This is a genomic window from Modestobacter roseus (genome assembly GCF_007994135.1).
Lineage (GTDB): Bacteria > Actinomycetota > Actinomycetes > Mycobacteriales > Geodermatophilaceae > Modestobacter > Modestobacter roseus.
Genome location: NZ_VLKF01000001.1, coordinates 4,418,842 through 4,438,042 on the forward strand (window position 1 = coordinate 4,418,842; position 19,201 = coordinate 4,438,042).

Annotated in this window: 16 protein-coding genes; 4 read left to right on the forward strand and 12 right to left on the reverse strand. The window is 76.0% G+C overall.

The annotated features are described in order from the left end of the window. Nucleotides 1-34 precede the first annotated feature (34 nt). From JD78_RS21135 to JD78_RS21170, 8 genes are all read right to left on the reverse strand, one after another. Nucleotides 35-2,719, reverse strand: coding sequence for an FtsX-like permease family protein (locus JD78_RS21135; RefSeq protein ID WP_153357957.1), 2,685 nt, complete (start codon nt 2,717-2,719; stop codon nt 35-37). Continuing rightward, nucleotides 2,716-3,384 carry an ABC transporter ATP-binding protein gene (locus JD78_RS21140; protein WP_208104175.1) on the reverse strand — a complete coding sequence of 223 codons (669 nt, stop codon included), beginning with the start codon at nt 3,382-3,384 and terminating at the stop codon, nt 2,716-2,718. The genes JD78_RS21135 and JD78_RS21140 overlap by 4 nt, the downstream gene beginning before the upstream one ends. Beyond that, nucleotides 3,381-4,064 carry an ABC transporter ATP-binding protein gene (locus tag JD78_RS21145; RefSeq protein ID WP_153357960.1) on the reverse strand — a complete coding sequence of 228 codons (684 nt, stop codon included), beginning with the start codon at nt 4,062-4,064 and terminating at the stop codon, nt 3,381-3,383. The genes JD78_RS21140 and JD78_RS21145 overlap by 4 nt, the downstream gene beginning before the upstream one ends. Before the next feature lie 12 nt (nt 4,065-4,076). Beyond that, the gene (locus JD78_RS21150) at nt 4,077-4,646 is read right to left on the reverse strand and encodes a TetR/AcrR family transcriptional regulator (RefSeq protein ID WP_208104176.1); all 570 of its coding nucleotides are present in this window, start codon (nt 4,644-4,646) and stop codon (nt 4,077-4,079) included. A gap of 65 nt (nt 4,647-4,711) precedes the next feature. Further along, nucleotides 4,712-5,524, reverse strand: coding sequence for an ABC transporter permease (locus JD78_RS21155; RefSeq protein ID WP_208104177.1), 813 nt, complete (start codon nt 5,522-5,524; stop codon nt 4,712-4,714). Then, nucleotides 5,521-6,240 carry an ABC transporter ATP-binding protein gene (locus JD78_RS21160; RefSeq protein ID WP_153357963.1) on the reverse strand — a complete coding sequence of 240 codons (720 nt, stop codon included), beginning with the start codon at nt 6,238-6,240 and terminating at the stop codon, nt 5,521-5,523. The genes JD78_RS21155 and JD78_RS21160 overlap by 4 nt, the downstream gene beginning before the upstream one ends. Nucleotides 6,241-6,309: 69 nt before the next feature. Then, a complete protein-coding gene (locus JD78_RS21165) occupies nt 6,310-7,626 on the reverse strand; it encodes a sensor domain-containing diguanylate cyclase (RefSeq protein WP_153357966.1) in 1,317 nt (438 codons plus the stop codon). Nucleotides 7,627-7,661: 35 nt separating this feature from the next. Further along, a complete protein-coding gene (locus JD78_RS21170; RefSeq protein WP_153357969.1) occupies nt 7,662-8,627 on the reverse strand; it encodes an NAD(P)/FAD-dependent oxidoreductase in 966 nt (321 codons plus the stop codon). A gap of 71 nt (nt 8,628-8,698) precedes the next feature. Between JD78_RS21170 and JD78_RS21175 the strand changes: the two genes are divergently transcribed. After that, the gene (locus JD78_RS21175) at nt 8,699-9,508 is read left to right on the forward strand and encodes a TrmH family RNA methyltransferase (protein ID WP_228394974.1); all 810 of its coding nucleotides are present in this window, start codon (nt 8,699-8,701) and stop codon (nt 9,506-9,508) included. A gap of 52 nt (nt 9,509-9,560) precedes the next feature. After that, nucleotides 9,561-9,767 carry a hypothetical protein gene (locus JD78_RS21180; protein WP_153357971.1) on the forward strand — a complete coding sequence of 69 codons (207 nt, stop codon included), beginning with the start codon at nt 9,561-9,563 and terminating at the stop codon, nt 9,765-9,767. A gap of 43 nt (nt 9,768-9,810) precedes the next feature. On the opposite strand, the gene JD78_RS21185 is transcribed toward JD78_RS21180, so the two are convergent. The 4 genes from JD78_RS21185 to JD78_RS21200 form a co-directional block, all read right to left on the reverse strand. After that, entirely contained in the window at nt 9,811-10,284 is a 474-nt protein-coding gene (locus JD78_RS21185; protein WP_228394975.1) for a YflT domain-containing protein, read from the reverse strand. 121 nt (nt 10,285-10,405) lie between these two features. Further along, nucleotides 10,406-12,280 (reverse strand): ABC transporter ATP-binding protein, encoded by a 1,875-nt coding sequence (locus JD78_RS21190; protein ID WP_166521390.1) that lies wholly within the window; start codon nt 12,278-12,280, stop codon nt 10,406-10,408. After that, nucleotides 12,270-14,063, reverse strand: a complete 1,794-nt coding sequence (locus JD78_RS21195; RefSeq protein WP_153357977.1) for an ABC transporter ATP-binding protein — start codon at nt 14,061-14,063, stop codon at nt 12,270-12,272. Before JD78_RS21195 ends, JD78_RS21190 begins: the two co-directional genes overlap by 11 nt. A 59-nt stretch (nt 14,064-14,122) precedes the next feature. Further along, on the reverse strand, nt 14,123-15,109 hold the full coding sequence (locus JD78_RS21200; protein WP_153357980.1) for a DUF3071 domain-containing protein: 987 nt from the start codon (nt 15,107-15,109) through the stop codon (nt 14,123-14,125). A gap of 314 nt (nt 15,110-15,423) precedes the next feature. On the opposite strand from JD78_RS21200, the gene JD78_RS21205 reads away from it, so the two are divergent. Continuing rightward, complete coding sequence (locus JD78_RS21205) at nt 15,424-17,208, forward strand: N-acetylglutaminylglutamine amidotransferase (RefSeq protein WP_153357983.1); 1,785 nt, start codon at nt 15,424-15,426, stop codon at nt 17,206-17,208. A gap of 111 nt (nt 17,209-17,319) precedes the next feature. Then, nucleotides 17,320-19,200, forward strand: a complete 1,881-nt coding sequence (locus JD78_RS21210) for a S9 family peptidase (protein WP_153357985.1) — start codon at nt 17,320-17,322, stop codon at nt 19,198-19,200. Nucleotide 19,201 lies beyond the last annotated feature (1 nt).

Below are 19,201 nucleotides of genomic sequence, written 5' to 3' on the forward strand. Positions count from 1 at the left end.
CAGGTGCCCGGGCGCGGCTCGTGCGGCCGGGACCTCAGGCGTCCTGGCGGAGCACGGTGGCGGGGTCGGCGCGGTCGGCGGCGCGCTGCGCGTAGAGCGCTGCCAGGCCAGCCACGGCGAGGACGACGGCGGCCGTGCCGGCCGCTGCTGCCCATGGCACGTCGAGCAGCGGCGTGGGCGGGCGGAGCAGGTCGACGTCGAGGCGCCGGTACACGAGCGCGACGGCGCCCGCGGCGAGCACCGCACCCAGCAGCACGCCGGCCACCGCGACCCCGGCGAGCTCGACGAGCAGCGACCGCAGGTGCGCCGCGCGGGTCAGCCCCAGCCGGCGGGCCATCACGTAGCCCGACACCCGGGTGCGGGAGCGGGCCTCCAGGTACAGCAGCAGCCCGCCGACGGCGATCACCCCGACGAACACCGCGAGCGCGGACAGGTAGCCGAACGTCCAGGTGATGCCGAGGAAGTTCGCGGTGTTGAGCACCAGCGGCGGGGTGAGCGTGCGGTTGCGCGCGCCGCCGGCGTCGACCAGGGCGGTGACCGCGGCGTCGGGGTCGTCGTTCGTCCAGACCTCGGCCCGCCGCTCCGCGCCGGCCTCCCGGGGGACGTCGGGCAGCCGGTCGGCGTCCACCAGCACGACCGGCCCGTCGATGCGCCGCCCGGGCAGCACCTGGGCGGTGGCCACCACCTGCGCGGGCAGCTCCATCCGGCCCAGTCGCAGCCCGGGGTCCCCGGTGGGCAGGCCGGCGGCGACCACCGGCAGCCGGCCGTCGACGGCGGGGCCGGTCAGCTCGGCCACCAGGTCGGCCAGCGGGCGGTCGGCGAACGACTCGTCCCAGAAGGCGGTGCCGGCGAAGGTGTCCGGGTCGACGCCGAGCACCTGGACGTCGACGCGCGACCCGTCCGGCTCGACCGCATCGGCCTCGTAGCGCTCGACCAGGGTGCCCACCGCGTCGATGCCGGTCGTCGGCGCGAACCGGGACAGCGAGGTGACCGCCGCCTCCGCGCCGATCTGCACGCCGACCTTCGCGTCCAGGGTGGTCTGCGCGCTCGCGGTGAGGGTGGCGGTGTAGCCCAGGACGGCGACCGGCAGGGTGACCGCGACCAGCAGGGTGGCGGTGGCCAGCCGGGCGGCGCTCAGCCGGTTGACGGCGAGGAAGACGGCGGGCCCCCGGCGTCCGGCCCAGCGCCGCAGCCGGGGCAGGCCCGCGCTGAGCACCCGGGCGAGCAGCGCCGCGGCGCCGGCGATCGCCAGCAGCGGGAACGCCACCAGCAGCCCGTTCACCTGGGCCACCCCGGCGTCGTCGACGACTGCGTCGCGCCCCTCCAGCAGCAGCCAGCACCAGGCGGCGGCCAGCAGCAGCGCCACCTCCCACGGCACCCGGGCCGGCCACCGGGGCGCGGCGCCGAGTGGTCGCTCGGCGGTGCCACGAGCACGCAGCCCGGCGACCAGCGACGCGGCGGCCAGCCCGACGACGAACGCGGCGACGCCGGCCCAGACCGCGGCGGTGGTGGCGGCGGGGTCCAGGTCGTCGGCCGGGCCCAGCCGGGCCACCAGCAGTCGGGAGGCAGCCCAGCCCAGCGCGGCACCGGCCAGCGCGGGCAGCCCCAGCTCGAGGGCGGCCTTGCCGGCCAACGGCACCGGGCCGACGCCGCGGGCGGCGAGCAGCCGCACCTCGGTGGCCCGGCGGTCGGCCCAGAAGCTGCCGGCCGAGGCGACCAGCACCAGTGCCAGCAGTGCACCGGCCACCGCCACCGGGATCACCGGGCCGCGCAGGCCGCGCTCGATCAGCCGGGCGCGGTCGATGGCGTCGGGCATCCGGTCGTTGAGCACCGGCCCGGCCACCTGGGCTCCGAGCCGCGCGATCTCCGGCTCGGCGACCGCCTGGACCTCGGCCTGCTCGGTGAGCAGCTGCTCGGCGTCGGTGACCGAGAGCGTCTCCGGGTCGACCTGCACCTGCTGCAGCCGCCGGGCACCACCGGTGGCGGTGGCCAGCCGGTAGAAGGTCGCCTCGTCGGTGGCCAGCACCACCGGCGGGGGCGCGCTGTTGGCCGAGGCCTCGTTGAGGAACAGCAGCTCGTAGTCGCACCAGTAGGGGTCGTCGGGGGTCTCGGCGAGGTCGGTGTAGACCCCGGCCACCGGTAAGGGCACCCCGCCCACGGCCAGCTCGTCGCCCGCAGTCAGGGCGTCGCCGCGCGCCACGGACCGCGGCAGCAGCAACCCAGGCGTGTCCAGGTCGCCGTCCAGCAACTGGAGGTGCTCGGCCAGGTCGGGTCGGTGGAGCGCGGTGACGAGGGTGCTGAGCGGCTCACCGTCCGGGCCGGCCAACAGCAGGCTCTGGGCCCTGACGCCGGACTGGCCGATGGTCGCCGTGCCGAGGGCCGGCACCGCAGTCCGGTCGCGCTCGGCCCACGCGTCGATCAGGTCCTGGTCGACCGGAGGGCGCTGCCCGTCCGTGCCGTACAGCGGCGTGCCGTCCTCGGGATCGGCGAGCGCCCATCCGATGCCGGTCTGCGCCCAGCCCACCTCGGCACACCGCTGGGCGAGCTGCTGCTGCAGCGCCGCCGAGCGGGCGGAGGAGAGGAACAGCGGGGCGGAGGCCACCGCGCAGGCCAGGATCGCCGTGGTCACCAGCACGGCGACCACCGCGGCGGCGGAGCGCAGGCCCAGCAGCGGCGCCCGGGTCCACGGCGCCAGCCGCCACAGCGCCGGGCGGCTCATACCGGCGCCCCGGCCGTGACGAGCCCGTCGCGCATCGACAGCACCCGGTCCGCGCGGGACCAGGCGATCTCGTCGTGGGTGGCGACCAGCACGGCGGCGCCGTCGTCGGCGGCGGCCCGGACGGCGTCGAGCAGCCGGTCGGCGTGGCCGCGGTCCTGGTGGGCGGTGGGCTCGTCGGCCAGCAGCACCGCCGGGCGCAGCAGCAGGGCCCGCGCCACCGCCACCCGCTGCTGCTCACCGAGGGAGGCCTGGTGCGGGTAGCGGTCGGCCAGGTGGTCCAGCCCGAAGCCGGCCAGCAGCGCGGCGGCCCGGGGCCCGTCGTCGGCCAGGGTGCCGCGCAGCCGGGCGGGCAGCAGCACGTTGTCGGCCAGGCTCAGGTCGGCGACCAGCCCGAGCGCCTGCGGCACCAGGGCCAGCTCCGGCCAGCCCAGCGCGTCCGGTCGCCGGCCGGCCAGGTCGCCGGCGTAGGTCAGCTGCCCGGCGTCGGCGGTCTCCCACCCGCACAGCAGCGCCAGCAGCGTCGACTTGCCCGACCCCGAGGGGCCGACCAGCGCGACGAACTCACCGGCGGCCACCGCCAGGTCGACCCCGGCCAGCGCGGCGACGCTCTCGGCGCCCCGCCGGTAGTGCTTGACCAGCCCGGTGCCGCGGAAGCCACCGCTCACGCCGCCACCAGCCGGCCGTGGTCGAGCCGGATGAACCCGTCGGCGATCGCCGTCACCCGCGGGTCGTGCGAGGAGACGACGAACCCGACCCCGCCCGCGGCGAGCTCCTCCATCGCGGCGAGCACCCGCTCGGCCGCGGCCGTGTCCAGCTCAGCGGTCGGCTCGTCGGCGACCACCAGCGCCGGGCCGCCGACGACGCCGCAGGCCACCGCCAGCCGCTGCTGCTCACCGCCGGAGAGCTGCCCCGGGCGGTGGTCGGCGCGCCCGGCCAGGCCGAGCCGGTCCAGCAGGTCGGTGGCCTCGCCGTCGCTGACCGGGGCGCCGCGCAGCTGGGCGGCCAGCCGCACCTGCGCGACGGCGTCGAGGTAGGGGAGCAGGTTCTCCCCGGGCCGCTGGAACAGGTAGGCGACCTGTCGCTGTCGCAGCCGGCGCCGGGCCCACGCCCGCAGCCGGTCGACCCGCTGCCCGGCGATGACCACCTCGCCGTCGTCGGGGGAGTCGATGCAGGCCAGCAGGCGCAGCAGCGAGGACTTGCCCGACCCCGACGGCCCGACGACCACGGTCACCCGGGCGCGCGGGATCTCCAGGCTCACGCCGTCCAGGGCGGTGACCGACTCGGTCGACGTCCGGTAGGTCTTGACCACTCCCCGGCAGACGGCCGCCGCATCCGAGTCGCTCATCAGGGCGGGAGCCTAGGCGGTGGCCGGCCCGATCCCCGGCAGCTCCACCGGACCGGTCAGGTACCGCTGGACGGTCGGCCCGATCGCGGCCACCAGCTCCTCGGGTGGTGCGGAGGCGAGCGGCTCGATCCGCAGCACGTAGCGGGTCATCACCACCCCGACCAGCTGCGACGCCACCAGCGCGCCTCGCGCCTCCGCCTCGGCCGGCGGCAGGTCCAGGGTGCCCACCACCCGGCGGAGCACCTGGGCGGTGAGGAACTCCCGCAGCAGCCGGGCGGTCCACTCGTTGCTCACCGCCGAGCGCACCAGCGCCAGCCCGCCGGCGCGGGCCGGGCCGTCCCACACCCGCAGCAGCATCCGGACGACGTTCGCGCCGAGCTCGTCGGGGCCGCCGGCGAGCACCTCGGGCAGCAGGTCCGCCGGGTCGGCCGGTGCCTCGACCGCGGCGACGAAGAGCTTGTCCTTGCTGCCGAAGTAGTGGTGCACCAGCGCCGGGTCGACGCCGGCCGCGGTGGCGATCAGCCGGATGGAGGCGCCGTCGAAGCCCCGCTCGGCGAAGGCGTCGCGGGCCGCGGCCAGCACCGCCTCCCGGGTGCCGGGGTTGCCGGGCCGTCGGCCGGAGGGCCGACGGCGGGGGGCGGGGTCGCTCAGCTGGTCCTCCTCCGCAGGGTGGTCGCCGCCAGCCCGAGGGCCAGCAGCGCGGCGCCGGCCACGACGGCGACGTCGGCCCACATGGTGCCCGTCGCGGTGGGGGAGCCGCCGACCTCCTGCAGTGCGTCGACCGCGTAGGTCAGCGGGAGCGCGTCGCTCACCCCCTGCAGCCAGCCGGCCAGCTGCTCCCGCGGCACGAGCAGCCCGCACAGGAAGAACTGCGGCAGCACCACGACCGGCATGAACTGGACCGCCTGGAACTCGCTGCGGGCGAACGCGCTGGCCAGCAGCCCGAGGGCGACGCCGAGCACCGCGTCGACGACGGCGATCAGCACCACGAGCACCACCGGACCGGCGACGTCCAGGTCGTACAGGGTGGTCGCGACGGTCACCGTCACCACCGCCTGGGCCGCCGCGGTCAGCCCGAAGGCGGTGCCGTAGCCCAGCAGCAGGTCACCCCGGGACAGCGGGGTGGTGAGCAGCCGCTCGAGGGTGCCGGTGGTGCGTTCCCGCAGCATCGCGATGCTGGTGACCAGGAACATCACCACGAACGGCAGCACGCCGAGCATGGTCAGCCCCACCCGGTCGAAGGTGTCCGGCTGCCCGGGCGCGGTGGGGACCTCGGCGTAGACCAGGTACAGCAGCCCGAGCAGCGCGCTGGGGAGCACCAGGAGCATGGCGACCGTGCGGTGGTCGTGCCGCAGCTGCCGCAGCACCCGGACGGCGGTGGCGCCGGCCAGACCCGGGTGCAAGGGGGCGGGGTGCAACGGAGCCGGGTGCAACGGGGCAGGGTGCAGCGGGGCGGTCATGCCGCCACCTGCCCGGCCCGGTGGATCAGGGTCAGGAACGCCTGCTCGAGGTCGTCGGTGCCGGCCTCGGCGCGCAGCTGCGCGGGCGTGGAGTCGCTGAGCAGCCGCCCGTCGCGCAGCAGCAGCAGCCGGTCGCAGCGGCCGGCCTCGTCCATCACGTGGCTGGAGACCAGCAGCGTCGTCCCGCCTTCGGCGAGGCGGTGGAACAGCTCCCACAGCTCGACCCGGAGCACCGGGTCCAGCCCCACGGTGGGCTCGTCGAGCACCAGCAGGGCCGGCCGGGCGACCAGGGCGCAGGCCAGCGAGACGCGTCCGCGTTGCCCGCCGGAGAGGTCGCCGACCAGCTGCTGGGCCGCCGCGCCCAGGCCGACGTCGTCCAGCGCGGCGTCGGCGTCGGCCGCGGCCCGGCCGGCCAGGGCGGCGAAGTGCCGGGTGTTCTCCCGCACGGTCAGGTCGGCGTAGACGCTCGGCGCCTGGGTCACGTAGCCGACCCGGCTGCGCAGCGACCGCGCCCCGGCCGGCTCGCCGAGCACGGCGACCTGCCCCGACGTGGTCCGCTGCACGCCGACGACGGCGCGCAGCAGCGTCGTCTTCCCGCTGCCACTGGGCCCCAGCAGGCCGGTGACCTGACCGGGCGGCGCGGCGAAGTCCAGTCCGTGCAGCACCCGGCGGCCGCCGCGGTGCACGACGAGATCGGTGACGGTGACGGCGTCCATGCCGGCCTCCAGAACTCAACGGCTGATGAACTCAACGTGTGATGAGTTCAGCATCCGAGGCCGGGGACGTCAAGCGTCGAAGAGGGCGACCCCCGTGCGACCGGCCTTCGCGCGGTACATCGCGATGTCGGCCTGGCGGAAGAGCGTCCCGGTGTCGGCGGCGTCCGGCCCCGAGACGGCGATGCCCAGGCTCGCGTCGACGTCCAGCTCGTGCCCCTCGACCGGGAACGGCTGCTGGAGCGCCGCGCGCAGCCGGGTGGCGGCCGAGACGGCCTCCGCCGCGCTCACCCCGGGCATCAGGACGGCGAACTCGTCGCCGCCGAGCCGGCCCACCAGGTCGGTGTCGCGCACCAGCGGGCGCAGCCGGGGGCCCACCTGGGCCAGCAGCTGGTCGCCGTGCCCGTGGCCCAGGGTGTCGTTGACCTCCTTGAAGCCGTCCAGGTCCAGGAACACCACGGCCAGCCGGCCGCCCCCGCGCGGGTCGCTGAGCAGTGCATCGGCCCGGTCGAGCACCGCGGCCCGGTTCGGCAGGCCGGTGAGGTCGTCGTGGGTGGCCTGGAAGGAGAGCCGGCGCTGCAGCTCCAGGCGCTCGGTGACGTCCCGGGCGGTCAGCAGCACGCCGCCGATCACCGGGTCGTCGCGGCGGTCGGACGAGCTGATCTCCAGGTGCCGCCAGCCGCCGTCCCGGTGCCGGACCTGCACCACGAACACCTGGTCCCGGGCCTGGTCCCGGGTGATCGGGGCGCCGGCCGGGGTGAACAGGTCACCGTCCTCGGCGTGCAGCAGGTCCCGCACCCGCTGGCCGAGGACGTCCTCCCGCGCCCAGCCGAGCACGTCGGTGATCGAGTCGGAGACGAACGCGATCTCCCCGGCCGGGTTGAGCAGGGCCATGACGTCACTGGTGGCGTGCACCACCGACCGGAAGCGGCGCTCGCGTTCCAGCGCGGTGAGGAGGGAGTTGAAGGCCGCGGCCGTCGCGCCCAGGTCGTCGGCGGACTCCACCGGCAGGTCCAGCGCCGTGCGGGGCCCGTCGCCGGTCACCGGGTCACCGACGATCCGGGCCACGGTGGTCAGCCGGCCGGCGAGCACCCTCAGCCGGCGGCCGATCAGCACGCGCACCAGCAGCCAGTTGGCGCCGCCCAGGACGAGCCCGGCGGCCAGGCAGGCGGTGCGGAACGAGGGAGCACCGGCGTACCGGGCCGGCACGCCCAGCAGCTCGGCGAACAGCGGGAACACCGCGCCCATGGCCAGACCCAGCAGCGCCATGCCGACGGCGAGCCGCGGGAACACACCCCACCGGGCGGGGGTCCCCCCGGCCACGGGTGGGGTGCGGCTCGACACCCCGAGTGCATCGGCCCGATCGGTGTGCGCCCGCAGGTCCGTCACCGGCGGGCTCCCCCGGGAGGGTGGACCCGGTGGGGTCAGCGGCGCGCGGCCAGCGCCCGGCCCAGTTCGGTGCCGGACCGGAACGCGCTCTCCACCTTCGGCGGCGCGGACCAGCCGTCGCCGCACACCCCGAGGCCCTCGTGCAGCAGGAAGGGCTCCTCCCGGGGCGACCCCGGCCGGGCCATCGCCCAGCGGTGCGCGTGCGTCCAGTCCGGTTCCCCGGTCACGCCCAGCACCTGCTGGAGGGCGGCGACCACCGCCGGGACCACGCCCTCGGGGGCGTCCAGGTGCCGGGCGGCCAGCTCCGCGGTGGTGTGCGCGACCAGCACCGGGGCGCCGTCCCCGCGCCGGGCGCCGTCGTCGGCGACCCATTCCAGGTCGGGGTGGTCGTGCACGAAGACGCCGTGCAGGTCGGCCGGCCAGCGCCGGTCGGGCCAGCCGAGCGCGACGGCGACGGCGGGGCGCCAGCCGTCGGCGTCCAGCCGGGCGCGCACCGGGTCGCCCGTGGCCAGCAGCCGGGCCGCCTGCGGGTCGGGCAGGGCCAGCACCGCCGTGGCCACCGGGTCGCCGTCCACCGTGGGGGTGTCGCCGCCGGTGACGGCGCTGACCGCGTGCTCGGGGACCACGTCGAGGCCCTCGGCGAGGTCCACCACGAGGCTGCGCAGCCCGCCGGGGGTGCCGTAGCGCACCGGCCCGGACGTCGTCCGCTCGATCCCGTCCGGGCCGGCGACGGCGAAGGTGTCGGTCCACGGGTGGGCCAGCCCGCGGCGCACCCAGTCGTCGACCAGGGGCCGCAGGGGCGAGTCGTCGCCCGCGGTCAGGTAGGACGCGCCCAGGTCGACCGGTCGACCGTGCAGGGTGCGGCCGCCCATCCGCCCACCCGGCCGGCGTCCCCGGTCGAGCACCTGCACCGGCCGGCCGGCCGACGCGAGCTCCCGGGCGCAGGCGATGCCGGAGATGCCCGCGCCGACGACGACGGTCTTCAGGGAGGAGGAGGCCACGGAGCGATCCTGCGGTGCCCGTCGCCGTCCCGCGCGCTGGAGGCGGCGGGGCGACGGGGATGATCGGCGCCGTGCCCGTCGACCCCCTGCTGATCACCGACCCGGCCGACGAGCGGGTCGCCGACTTCCGCGACCTGGTCGCCGGCGACCGCCGGCCCGGCACCGAGCGGGGCACCGGGCCGGTGATCGTGGAGGGCGTCCCCGCCGTCGAGCGCCTGCTCGCCTCGCCCTACCCGGTGCGCAGCGTCTTCGGCATCCCCGGGCGGGTGTCCGCGCTGGACCTCCCGGACGGCGTGGCCGCCTACGAGGCGGACCGGTGGGTGCTGTCGGACGTCATCGGTTTCCGGTTGACCCGGGGCGTGCTCGCCTCGGCCGACCGGCTGCCCCCGGCGGACCTCGACGAGCTGCTGGCCGGCCCCGACCCGGCCGCGCCGCGCCGGCTGGCGGTGCTGGAAGGGCTGAACGACCACGAGAACATCGGCTCGATCGCCCGCTCGGCGATGGCGCTGGGCGTCGACGGCCTGCTGCTGGACCCGACCTGCGCCGACCCGCTCTACCGGCGGTGCGTGCGGGTCTCCATGGGCCACGTGCTGTCGCTGCCGATCGCGGTGCTGGGCGACTGGCCGGGCGGCCTGGACCGGCTGCACGAGGCCGGGTACCTCACGGTCGCGCTCACCCCCGCGGACGACGCCGTCGACCTCGGCGAGGTGGACCTCGCCGCCTCCCCGCGCACCGCGGTGCTGCTCGGCGCCGAGGGGCCCGGGCTCACCGAGGCGGCCAGGACCGCCGCGCGGGTGCGGGCCCGGATCCCGATGCGCGCCGGGGTGGACTCCCTGGGCGTGGCCGCCGCGGCGGCGATCGCCTTCGCGACGCTGCGCTGACCCGTCCGGCCGGGCACTGGCGTACGGCGTTGCGCGCCCCTACCGTTCCGGCATGACGTTCTGGGTGGTCACCGGGCTGGTGCTGGCCGTGCTGCTGGGCGGCGCGTGGTGGATGGACCGGCGCGCGAAGGCCCGGGGAGCCCGGGTGAACGGCGACGTGGGACGCGGCGTGAGCCGTGCCGCGGTGCGCGGCGACGTCGACGCCCACCGCGGCGCCGACACCCAGGGGCACCGCACCAGCATGGGTGGCGGCTGGTGACCCGAGCGGGACGACGGCCCGCGGGCCGCCGTCCCGCTGCCGATCAGCCGCGCAGGGACAGCCGCGCCAGCTCGGCGCGCGCCTCCTCGGCGTACTGCGGGTTGCACATCACGTCGTAGCGGCCGGCCACCGTCTTGCTGGTGCTGGTGAAGTCGCGCCGGCCACCGGTGGCCGCGTAGCCCACCGCGGCGAACACCGCGCCGAAGACCAGACCGATCAGCAGACCGGTGAGCACCGAGCCGATCCAGCTGCTGCCGTCGGGGGCGAAGATGCCCAGCAGCAGGCCGACGAACAGACCGAACCAGGCGCCGCTGGCCGCGCCCGCGCCGATCGCCCGGCCCCAGGTGAGCCGGCCGGTGACCTTCTCCACCAGCCGCAGGTCGCTGCCGATGATCGTCACGTTCTCCACCGGGAACTTCTGGTCGGAGAGGTGGTCCACCGCGCGCTGGGCCTGCTGGTAGTCGTCGTAGGACCCCACCTGCACGCCGCCGAGCGGCATCGAGACCGAAGCTGACACGTCGTCCTCCGTTCCGGGCCGGTCTGGTCGTCGGTGGCCGGAGGTCCCGGCACCGCTCGCGTCCGCCGACCGGTCCACTACCCGGAACGATCATCGTGGACACGCTGTTCCTCGGCGCGCGTCACGCCAGGCTGTCGGCCCAGGCGCGGTGCAGGCCGGCGAACCGGCCGGTGCCGGTGATCAGCTCGGCGGGCGCGCCGTCCTCGACCACCTGCCCGGCCTCCATCACCAGCACCCGGTCGGCGATCTCCACCGTGGAGAGCCGGTGGGCGATGATCAGCGCCGTCCGGTCGGCCAGCAGGGTCTGCAGGGCCCGCTGCACCAGGCGCTCGCTGGGCACGTCGAGGGAGCTGGTGGCCTCGTCGAGCACCAGCACCGCCGGGTCGGCGAGGAAGGCGCGGGCGAAGCTGACCAGCTGCCGCTGCCCGGCCGACAGCCGGCCGCCTCGCTTGCGGACGTCGGTGTCGTACCCCTCGGGCAGTGCCCGGATGAAGGTGTCGGCGCCGATCGCCCGGGCGGCCTCCTCGACCTCCGCGCGGGTGGCGTCCGGGCGGCCGAACCCGATGTTGTCGGCGATCGAGCCGGAGAACAGGAAGCTCTCCTGGGTGACCATGACCACCGCCCGGCGCAGGTCGGCGTCGGCCAACCGGTCCAGCGGCACCCCGTCCAGCCGCACCTGCCCGGCGAGCGGGTCGTAGAAACGGGCCGCGAGCCGGGCCAGGGTCGACTTCCCGGCGCCGGTGGCGCCGACCAGGGCGACGGTCTGCCCGGCCGGGATCGTCAGGTCCAGCTCCGGGAGCACGGTGGCCGCGCCGTAGCCGAAGCGCACCTCGTCGAAGACCAGCTCCCCGGCGGGGGAGGGGAGCGGGGTCGGATCGGCCGGCTCGGGCACCGTCGAGCGCTCCTCGAGCACCCCGGAGAGCTTCTCCAGCGCGGCGCTGGCCGACTGGTAGCTGTTGTAGAACATCGCGATGTCCTGCAGCGGGTCGAAGAACCGGCGCAGGTAGAGCAGGAAGGACAGCAGGACGCCGACCGCGAGGTCGCCGTCGATCACCCGCAGCGCGCCGTAGCCGAGCACGCCGACGGTGACCAGGTTCGCCACCGTGGTGACCGCCGGCACGAAGACCGCGATCAGCCAGAAGGCGTGGTGGTGGGCGCGCCGGTTGGCCTCGTTCAGCTCGGTGTGCAGCTCGTCGTTGCGCGGCTCGCGGCGGAACGCCTGCACGGCACGGATGCCCCCGAAGGTCTCGGTGAACTGCACGATCAGCGCCGCGACGGTCTCCCGGGTGCGGCGGTAGGCGATCGTCGAGTTGCGCTGGAACCACCGGCCGATGAGGAACAGCGCGGGGAAGCCGAGCAGGGCGACCAGCCCGAGCGGCAGGTCGAGCACCAGCAGGACGACGCCGATGCCGACGACGCTGAACAGCGCGGTGAGCAGCCCGTCCAGCCCCTCGTCGAGCAGCTCGGCGAGCGCCTCCACGTCGCTGGTCAGCCGGCTGATCGTCTTCCCCGAGGTGTACCGCTCGTGGAAGGACAGCGGCAGGTGCTGCACGTGGGTGAACACCCTCCGGCGCAGGGTCAGCAGCACGGCCTGGCCGACCCGGCCGGAGCCGGTCAGGAACACGTAGCGGAGCCCGGCGTCGGCGCAGGCGGCGCCGACCATCGCGGCGGTGACCCAGACCAGGGGCCAGGCATCGCCGTCGACCAGCGCCGGCAGCGCGACGTCGACGCCGATGCCGATGAGCAGCGGGCCGGCCAGCCAGGCGGCGTTCTGCGCCACGATGACCGCCAGCAGCGCCCACAGCGCCCGGCGGTGCGGGCGGAGCAGCTCGCCCAGCAGCCGGCGGGAGCGGCCGCGCAGGAACGTGCTGGCGGAGGTGCTCAGCTCCCCGGCGTCCTCCGCGGCGACGCCGCGCCAGTCGGCGTGCGCGTCGGCCGGCGCGCCGCCGGGGAGGTCGCGGCGCCCGCGCCGGTCCCGGGGGTGGTCACCGGGCACCTCCCTCGCCGGCCCCGGCGAGCTCCGGCGCCGAGGAGAGCAGCTCGCGGTAGGCCGGCACGGTGGCCAGCAGCTCGCCGTGCGGGCCCACCGCGGTGATCCGGCCGTCCTGCAGCAGCGCCACCCGGTCGGCCAGCAGCACGGTCGAGGCCCGGTGGGCGACCACCAGCGCCGTCGTCTCGGCGAGCACCTCGCGCAGCGCGCGCTCGACCAGCGCCTCGGTGTGCACGTCGAGCGCGGACAGCGGGTCGTCGAGCACCAGCACCGACGGCCGCCCGAGCACCGCGCGGGCCAGCGCCAGCCGCTGCCGCTGGCCGCCGGACAGCGACAGGCCCTGCTCGCCGATCCGGGTGTCCAGGCCCCAGGGCAGGTCGTGCACGAACCCGGCCTGCGCGACCCGCAGCGCCTCCTCGACCTCGGCGTCGCCGGCGCCGGGCCGGCCCAGCGTGACGTTCTCCCGCACGCTCATCGAGAAGAGGGTGGCCTCCTCGAACGCGGTGGCCACCACGCGGCGCAGCTGGTCCAGCGGCAGGTCGCGGACGTCGTGGCCGTCGAGGGTCACCCGCCCGCCCGTGACGTCGTACAGCCGGGCCACCAGCGCGGTCGCCGTCGTCTTGCCCGACCCGGTCGCGCCCACCAGCGCGACCGTCTCCCCGGGGGCGATCTCGAGGTCGATGCCGCGCAGCACCGGGTCGCCGGTGCCGGGGAAGCGGAAGGAGACGTCCTCGAAGCGCAGCCGCGCCGGCGTGCCCACCGGCTGCGGATGCACCCCGGGGCGGTCGGTGACCGTCAGTTCGGCGTCGAGCAGCTCGCCGATCCGGTCGCAGGCGCTGGCCGCCTCCTGGGCCTGGGCCAGCAGGAACCCGAGGGAGAGGATCGGCCACAGCAGCACGGTGAACAGGGCGATGAACCCGATCAGCGCGCCGGCGGTCAGCGCGCCGCTGTTCACCGCCAGGGCGCCGCCCACCAGGATCATCGCGAGGGTGACCTGCGGGTGGAACTCGAACAGGCACCAGATCAGCGCCAGCGTGCGGACCTTGCCCAGCTGCAGCTCCCGCAGCCGCACGGCCTTGCGGTCGTAGCGGCCGAAGACCAGGCCGCTGCGGCCCAGCGACCGGACCACCCGGATGCCCTGCACCGCCTCCTCCACGTCGGTGGCCAGCTCGCCCTGCTCGTCCTGCACCAGGCGCGACTCGGTGTTGTAGCGCTTCTCCCAGCGCGCCCCGAAGACCACCAGCGGGGCACTGGTGGCCAGCACGGCCAGGCCCAGCGGCCAGTGGATGGCGACCAGCAGGGCGCCGACGACGATGCAGGTGATCAGGTTCACCAGCAGGAAGACCGCCCCGAACCCGACGAAGCGCCGGATGGTGGCGACGTCGGAGGTGGCGCGGGAGAGCAGCTGCCCCGAGGACCAGCCCTCGTGGAAGGCGACCGGGAGCCGCTGCAGCCGCTGGTACAGGGCGTCGCGCAGGTCGCGCTCGATCTGCAGGCTGCTGACGTTCATCGCCCAGCGGCGGAGGAAGAACAGCGCCGCCTCCGCCAGCCCGAACAGCAGGGCCAGCCCCAGCAGCGGCAGGAGCGCGCCGCGGTCGCCGTCGGCGATGGGCCCCTCGACGATCGGCGGGACCAGGAGCGGTACCGCAAGCTGGGCGAGGCTGGCCAGCAACGCCGCCGTGAAGGTCAGCGCGATGAGGCGGCGGTAGGGGCGGGCGAAGGGCCACAGCCGCGTCAGCGCGGTGAGCCGCCCCCGGTCGGTCTCGGCGGGGGCGGGGGTCTCGGTCATGGCCAGCGCAGGTTATGCCGAGGGACCGACGATCTCGATCCGATTGGGGAGGGCCGTCCTCAGCGGCGCCGGCGGACCCCGAAGACGATGTCCTCCCAGGCCGGGATCCGGGCCCGCGGGTCGTCCTCGTCCTCGAACTCGGTGGCGCCGTCGACGTCCGGCTCGGCGAGGCGGCCGAGCACCACGGTGTCCTGGGTGTCGGGGTCGGTGCCCGGCTCGGTTCCCGGCACGCCGGTCCGAGCGGGCGCAGCGGCTCCGGGAACGGGCACGGCCCCGGCGGCGGGGGAGTCGAGGTGGTCCCCGTCGGCGTCCGGCGGCGCGTCCTCGGCGAGGTGCTGCTCGTCGGGAGCGGGTGCCTGGTCCTCCCCGGCACGCACCACGGAGATGCCGCGGCGGCCGGCCGGTGCGGGCGGCAGCCCGGCCGGGACGTCCGGCACGACCCGGACCAGCCGGGTGCCCTCGGCGAAGTCGGTGGTGGCGGCGTCGACCGGCGTCACCGACTTGGCGGGGATGTCGTAGCGCCAGCGCGTGCCGCCGGACGTGGCGCCGGTGTCCCAGTCGGCGCGCACCTGCCACGAGCCGTCCTCGCTGCGGTGGGCGTCCCAGCTGATCGCGTCGACGTCGGTGCCCAGCAGCCGCAGCCGCTCGGACATGTACTCCTCGAGCGGGACGCCCGGGGTGCCGTCGGAGAGCCGGACCCGCGCCTCGCGGGCCTGCTCGGCGACCCGTGCGCGCTCCTGGAGCACCGGGTAGGCGAAGCGCATGATCCGCTCGACCCGCGTGCCGGAGGCCCGTGCGACCTCCTCCGGGGACTCCCCGGCCCGGATGCGGGCCTGGATGACCCGCGGGGGCAGCTCGTCGGCCGGCGGCTGACCGGTGCGGCGGGACTCCCCGGCCAGCACGGCCCGCAGCCGGTCGTCGACGGGCAGCTCGAACCGCTCGCCGTCCTCCGCCGCGTCCGACCCGTCGGAGGTGGGCGCCGGCTCGGCGGCGAGCACCAGGTTCTTGCCGTCGTCGGAGAGAGCCACGAAGCGCAGGGCGCGCATGAGGGGCGACCTCCAGCAGGTTCCGGTGCGAGCCGGGGGAGCGGACCCCGGTCACGCTATCGCCCGCCCGGGCGACCCGCGCCACGGACACGCCCGGCCCGGCGCGTCGGCTCGACAACGAGGTCCGTCGTGCACCCGGGTCGCCCCGACCCAGGGCGACGGTGCGGTCGCAGGCTGCTGACGGCTCGACCAGAATGGACCCTTCGGCGTTCGCCGAGCCCCCGCCCGGGTCATGTGCTGGAAACACCCGCGGGGGATGGTGGTCCGACGGACGGCGCGGTGCGGCGCCTCCGCGACGAGCGGAAGGGGAGCACGTGTGCGGCATCTCCGGTGAGGTCCGGTTCGACGGCGGCGTGGCCGACATGGCGGCCGTGGCCGCGATGTGCGACCAGCTGCAGCGGCGGGGGCCGGACGGCTCGGGTGGCTGGCAGGCCGGGCCGGTCGCGCTGGGCCACCGGCGGCTGAAGATCATCGACCTGACCGACGCCGGGGCGCAGCCGATGGTGGACGCCGAGCTCGGGTTGACGATGGTCTTCAACGGGATCATCTACAACTACAAGGAGCTGCGCGCCGAGCTGCAGGCCGCCGGCTACCGCTTCTTCTCCACCTCCGACACCGAGGTGGTGCTCAAGGCCTACCACCGCTGGGGCCGCGAGTGCGTCGAGCGCTTCCTGGGGATGTTCGCCTTCGTCGTCGTCGAGCGGGACACCGGGCGCGTGGTCATGGCCCGCGACCGCTTCGGGATCAAGCCGCTGTACCTCAGCCGTGGGCCCGGCCGGCTCCGGTTCGCCTCGTCGCTGCCCGCGCTGGTCCGCGCCGGCGGGGTGGACACCACCATCGACCCGGTGGCGCTGCACCACTACATGTCCTTCCACGCCGTCGTCCCGGCGCCGCGCACGATCCTGGCCGGGGTCGGGAAGCTGCCGCCGGCGACCGTGCGCACCTACGAACCCGACGGTCGCGAGACCGACTGGGTGTACTGGCGCCCGGTGCACGAGCGGCGCCCGGAGCTCGCCGGCCTGCACCCGGTGGAGTGGCAGGAGCGGGTGCTCGACTCGCTGCGCGTGGCGGTGCGCCGGCGGATGGTCGCCGACGTGCCCGTCGGTGTGCTGCTGTCCGGCGGCATCGACTCCAGCCTGGTCGTCGGCCTGCTCGCCGAGGAGGGGCAGAAGGGGCTGGCCACCTTCTCCATCGGCTTCGAGGCGGTCGGTGAGCGCTCGGGCGACGAGTTCGTCTACTCCGACGTCGTCGCGCAGACCTTCGAGACCGACCACCACCGGCTGATGATCCCCAGCGCCGACGTGCACGCCGGCCTCGACGGGGCGATCGGCGCGATGGCCGAGCCGCAGGTCAGCCACGACGCCGTCGCCTTCTACCTGCTCTCCCAGCAGGTCAGCCAGCACGTGAAGGTGGTGCAGAGCGGCCAGGGCGCCGACGAGGTGATGGCCGGGTACGACTGGTACCCGCCGCTGGCCGACGTCCCGGCCGACCAGGCCGTCGACGCCTACACCCGGCACTTCGTCGACCAGCCGCACAGCCGGCTGGCCCAGGTGCTCGCCGAGCAGTGGCTCACCGCCGACGACGTCAGCCGGCAGCTGGTCGCCGACCACTTCGCCCGGCCGGGCGCGGAGACGACGCTGGACAAGGCGCTGCGGCTGGACTCCACGGTGATGCTCGTCGACGACCCGGTGAAGCGGGTCGACAACATGACGATGGCCTGGGGCCTGGAGGCCCGCGTGCCGTTCCTGGACCACGAGTTCGCCGAGCTCGCCGCCGCCGTCCCGCCCGAGCTGAAGCTCGCCCACGGCGGCAAGGGCGTGCTCAAGGACGCCGCCCGGAAGGTGATCCCGGCCGACGTCATCGACCGGCCCAAGGGCTACTTCCCGGTGCCGGCGATCATCGACCTGCACGGGGACTACCTGGAGACGGTGCGCGCGGCGCTGCACGCACCGGAGGCCCGGGAGCGCGGCCTGTTCCGCCCCGAGCACGTCGACCGGCTGCTCGCCGAGCCGAACGCGCACCGCACCACGCTGGGCGCCAACCAGCTGTGGCAGGTGGGTCTGCTGGAGCTCTGGCTGCAGCGGCACGGGATCCGCTGACCGGCGTGTGAGCCAGCTCGCGGCGTGGTGGGGAAGGGCGTGCGGCCGGCGTCTGCTCCACTCTGCTGACGGCCCGGGGCGCCCGGGCCACCGTCGACCTGAGGAGGAGCCATGACCGACGTGCTGCGCCGGACCGGCCTCTCCACCCCGGTCCGGCTGGCCATCGCCGAGATCGCCGGGGCCTCCGGCGCCTGGACCCCGGCGCTCGCGCCGACCGGCGACCGGATCGCCTACGTCAGCGACCGCTCCGGGCTGCCCCGGCTCGAGGTGGCCGCGCTGGACCAGCACACCCCGCCGGCGGTGCTGTCGGCCGCGGACGAGGAGGTCGTCTCGGTCGCCTGGTCACCGGACGGCGAGTGGCTGGCCTACCTGGTCAGCCCGGGCGGGTCGATCTGCGCGCAGCTGTGGGCGGTGCGCCCGGACGGCACCGACCGGCACCTGGTCGCCGGGGAGGACCCGCGGGCGACCGTGCTCGCCGGTGGCTGGACGCTGCAGCCGGGCCACTACGTCTGCTCGATCGCCCCCGGCGACGGCCCGGACGCCGACGTGGTGCTGGTCGACGTGGTCAGCGGGGCGCACCGCACGCTGGCCCGCGGCGGGTTCCTCGCGGTGACCGCCGTCGCCGCCGACGAGCGCACCGTGCTGGCCCGCCGTGGCCCGCGCGGGCACCGGCACGTGGTCACCGTCGACGTCGCCACCGGCGTGCAGCGGCGGGTGATCCCGCTGGGTGCCCCCGGCGGCGCGGCCAGCGAGGACGGCCGGTTCGCCCTCGACGGCGCGGCGGTCTTCCTGCGCGCCGCGCTCCCGCCCCGGCCCGGCCTGCCGCGCAGCGACCGGACCGCGCTGCTGCGGGTGCCGCTGCACGGCGAGGACCGCCTCCCCGGGGACGCGGAGGTGCTCATCGCCCGTCCGGACGCCGACCTGGAGGCCTACGCCGTCCGGCTGGACGGCACGGTCGTCTGCGTGTGGAACCGCGACGGCGTCACGCAGCTGGAGCTCCGCCGGGTTGCCGACGGTGGCCTGGTGCGGTCGGTGCCGCTGCCGGAGCCGGTCATGCCCGGCTGGTCGCTGGCCGCGGACGGGCGGACCCTGCTGGCCGAGCTGACCGGTCCGACGGCGCCCCGCGCCCTGTACCGGGTGTCGCTGGACGAGGAGACGGACGCGCCGGCCCCGTTGCCGTCCACCCCGCACTGGCCCGACCCGCGCCTGCTGGTCACCCCGGTGCGCCGGGAGTACCGGTCCGCCGACGGCACCGAGCTCGACGGGTGGCTGTACACCCCGCCCGGCGTCGACGGGCCCAACCGGACCGTGGTCAGCTTCCACGGCGGGCCGGAGGGGCAGGAGCGGCCGGCGTTCTCCCCGCTCGCCCAGTCGCTGGTCGCCGCCGGGCTCACCGTGTTCGCCCCGAACGTGCGCGGCTCGGGCGGCCGCGGGCACGCGTTCATGGCCGCCGACGACCTGCACGCCCGCGAGGCGTCCTTCGCCGACGTCCCGGCCACCGTCGACCACCTGGTCACCAGCGGGATCGCGCTGCCCGGGCACGTCGGGGCCTACGGGTGGTCCTACGGCGGTTACCTCACCCTGGTCGCGCTCACCCGCTGGCCGGAGCTCTTCGCCACCGGCGTCACGCTGGCCGGGATGAGCGACCTGCGCACCTTCTTCGCCGGCACCGAGCCCTGGATGGCGGCGGCGTCGGTCACCGAGTACGGCGACCCGGTGACCGACCGGGACATGCTCGCCTCGATCTCGCCGATGACGATGCTGGACCGGCTGCGTGCCCCCGTGCTGCTCACCCACGGAGACCGGGACACCAACGTGCCGGTGCTGGAGTCCGTGCAGGCCCACCAGGCCCTCGCCGCCCGCCGCGCCGCCGACTGCGGCGCCCCCGCCGAACTGCTCCTCTTCCGGGGGGAGGGTCACACGATCGTGGGTCGGGAGAACGTGCTGCACCTGTCGGAGCGGGTCACCGAGTGGTTCGATCGCTGGCTGTGAG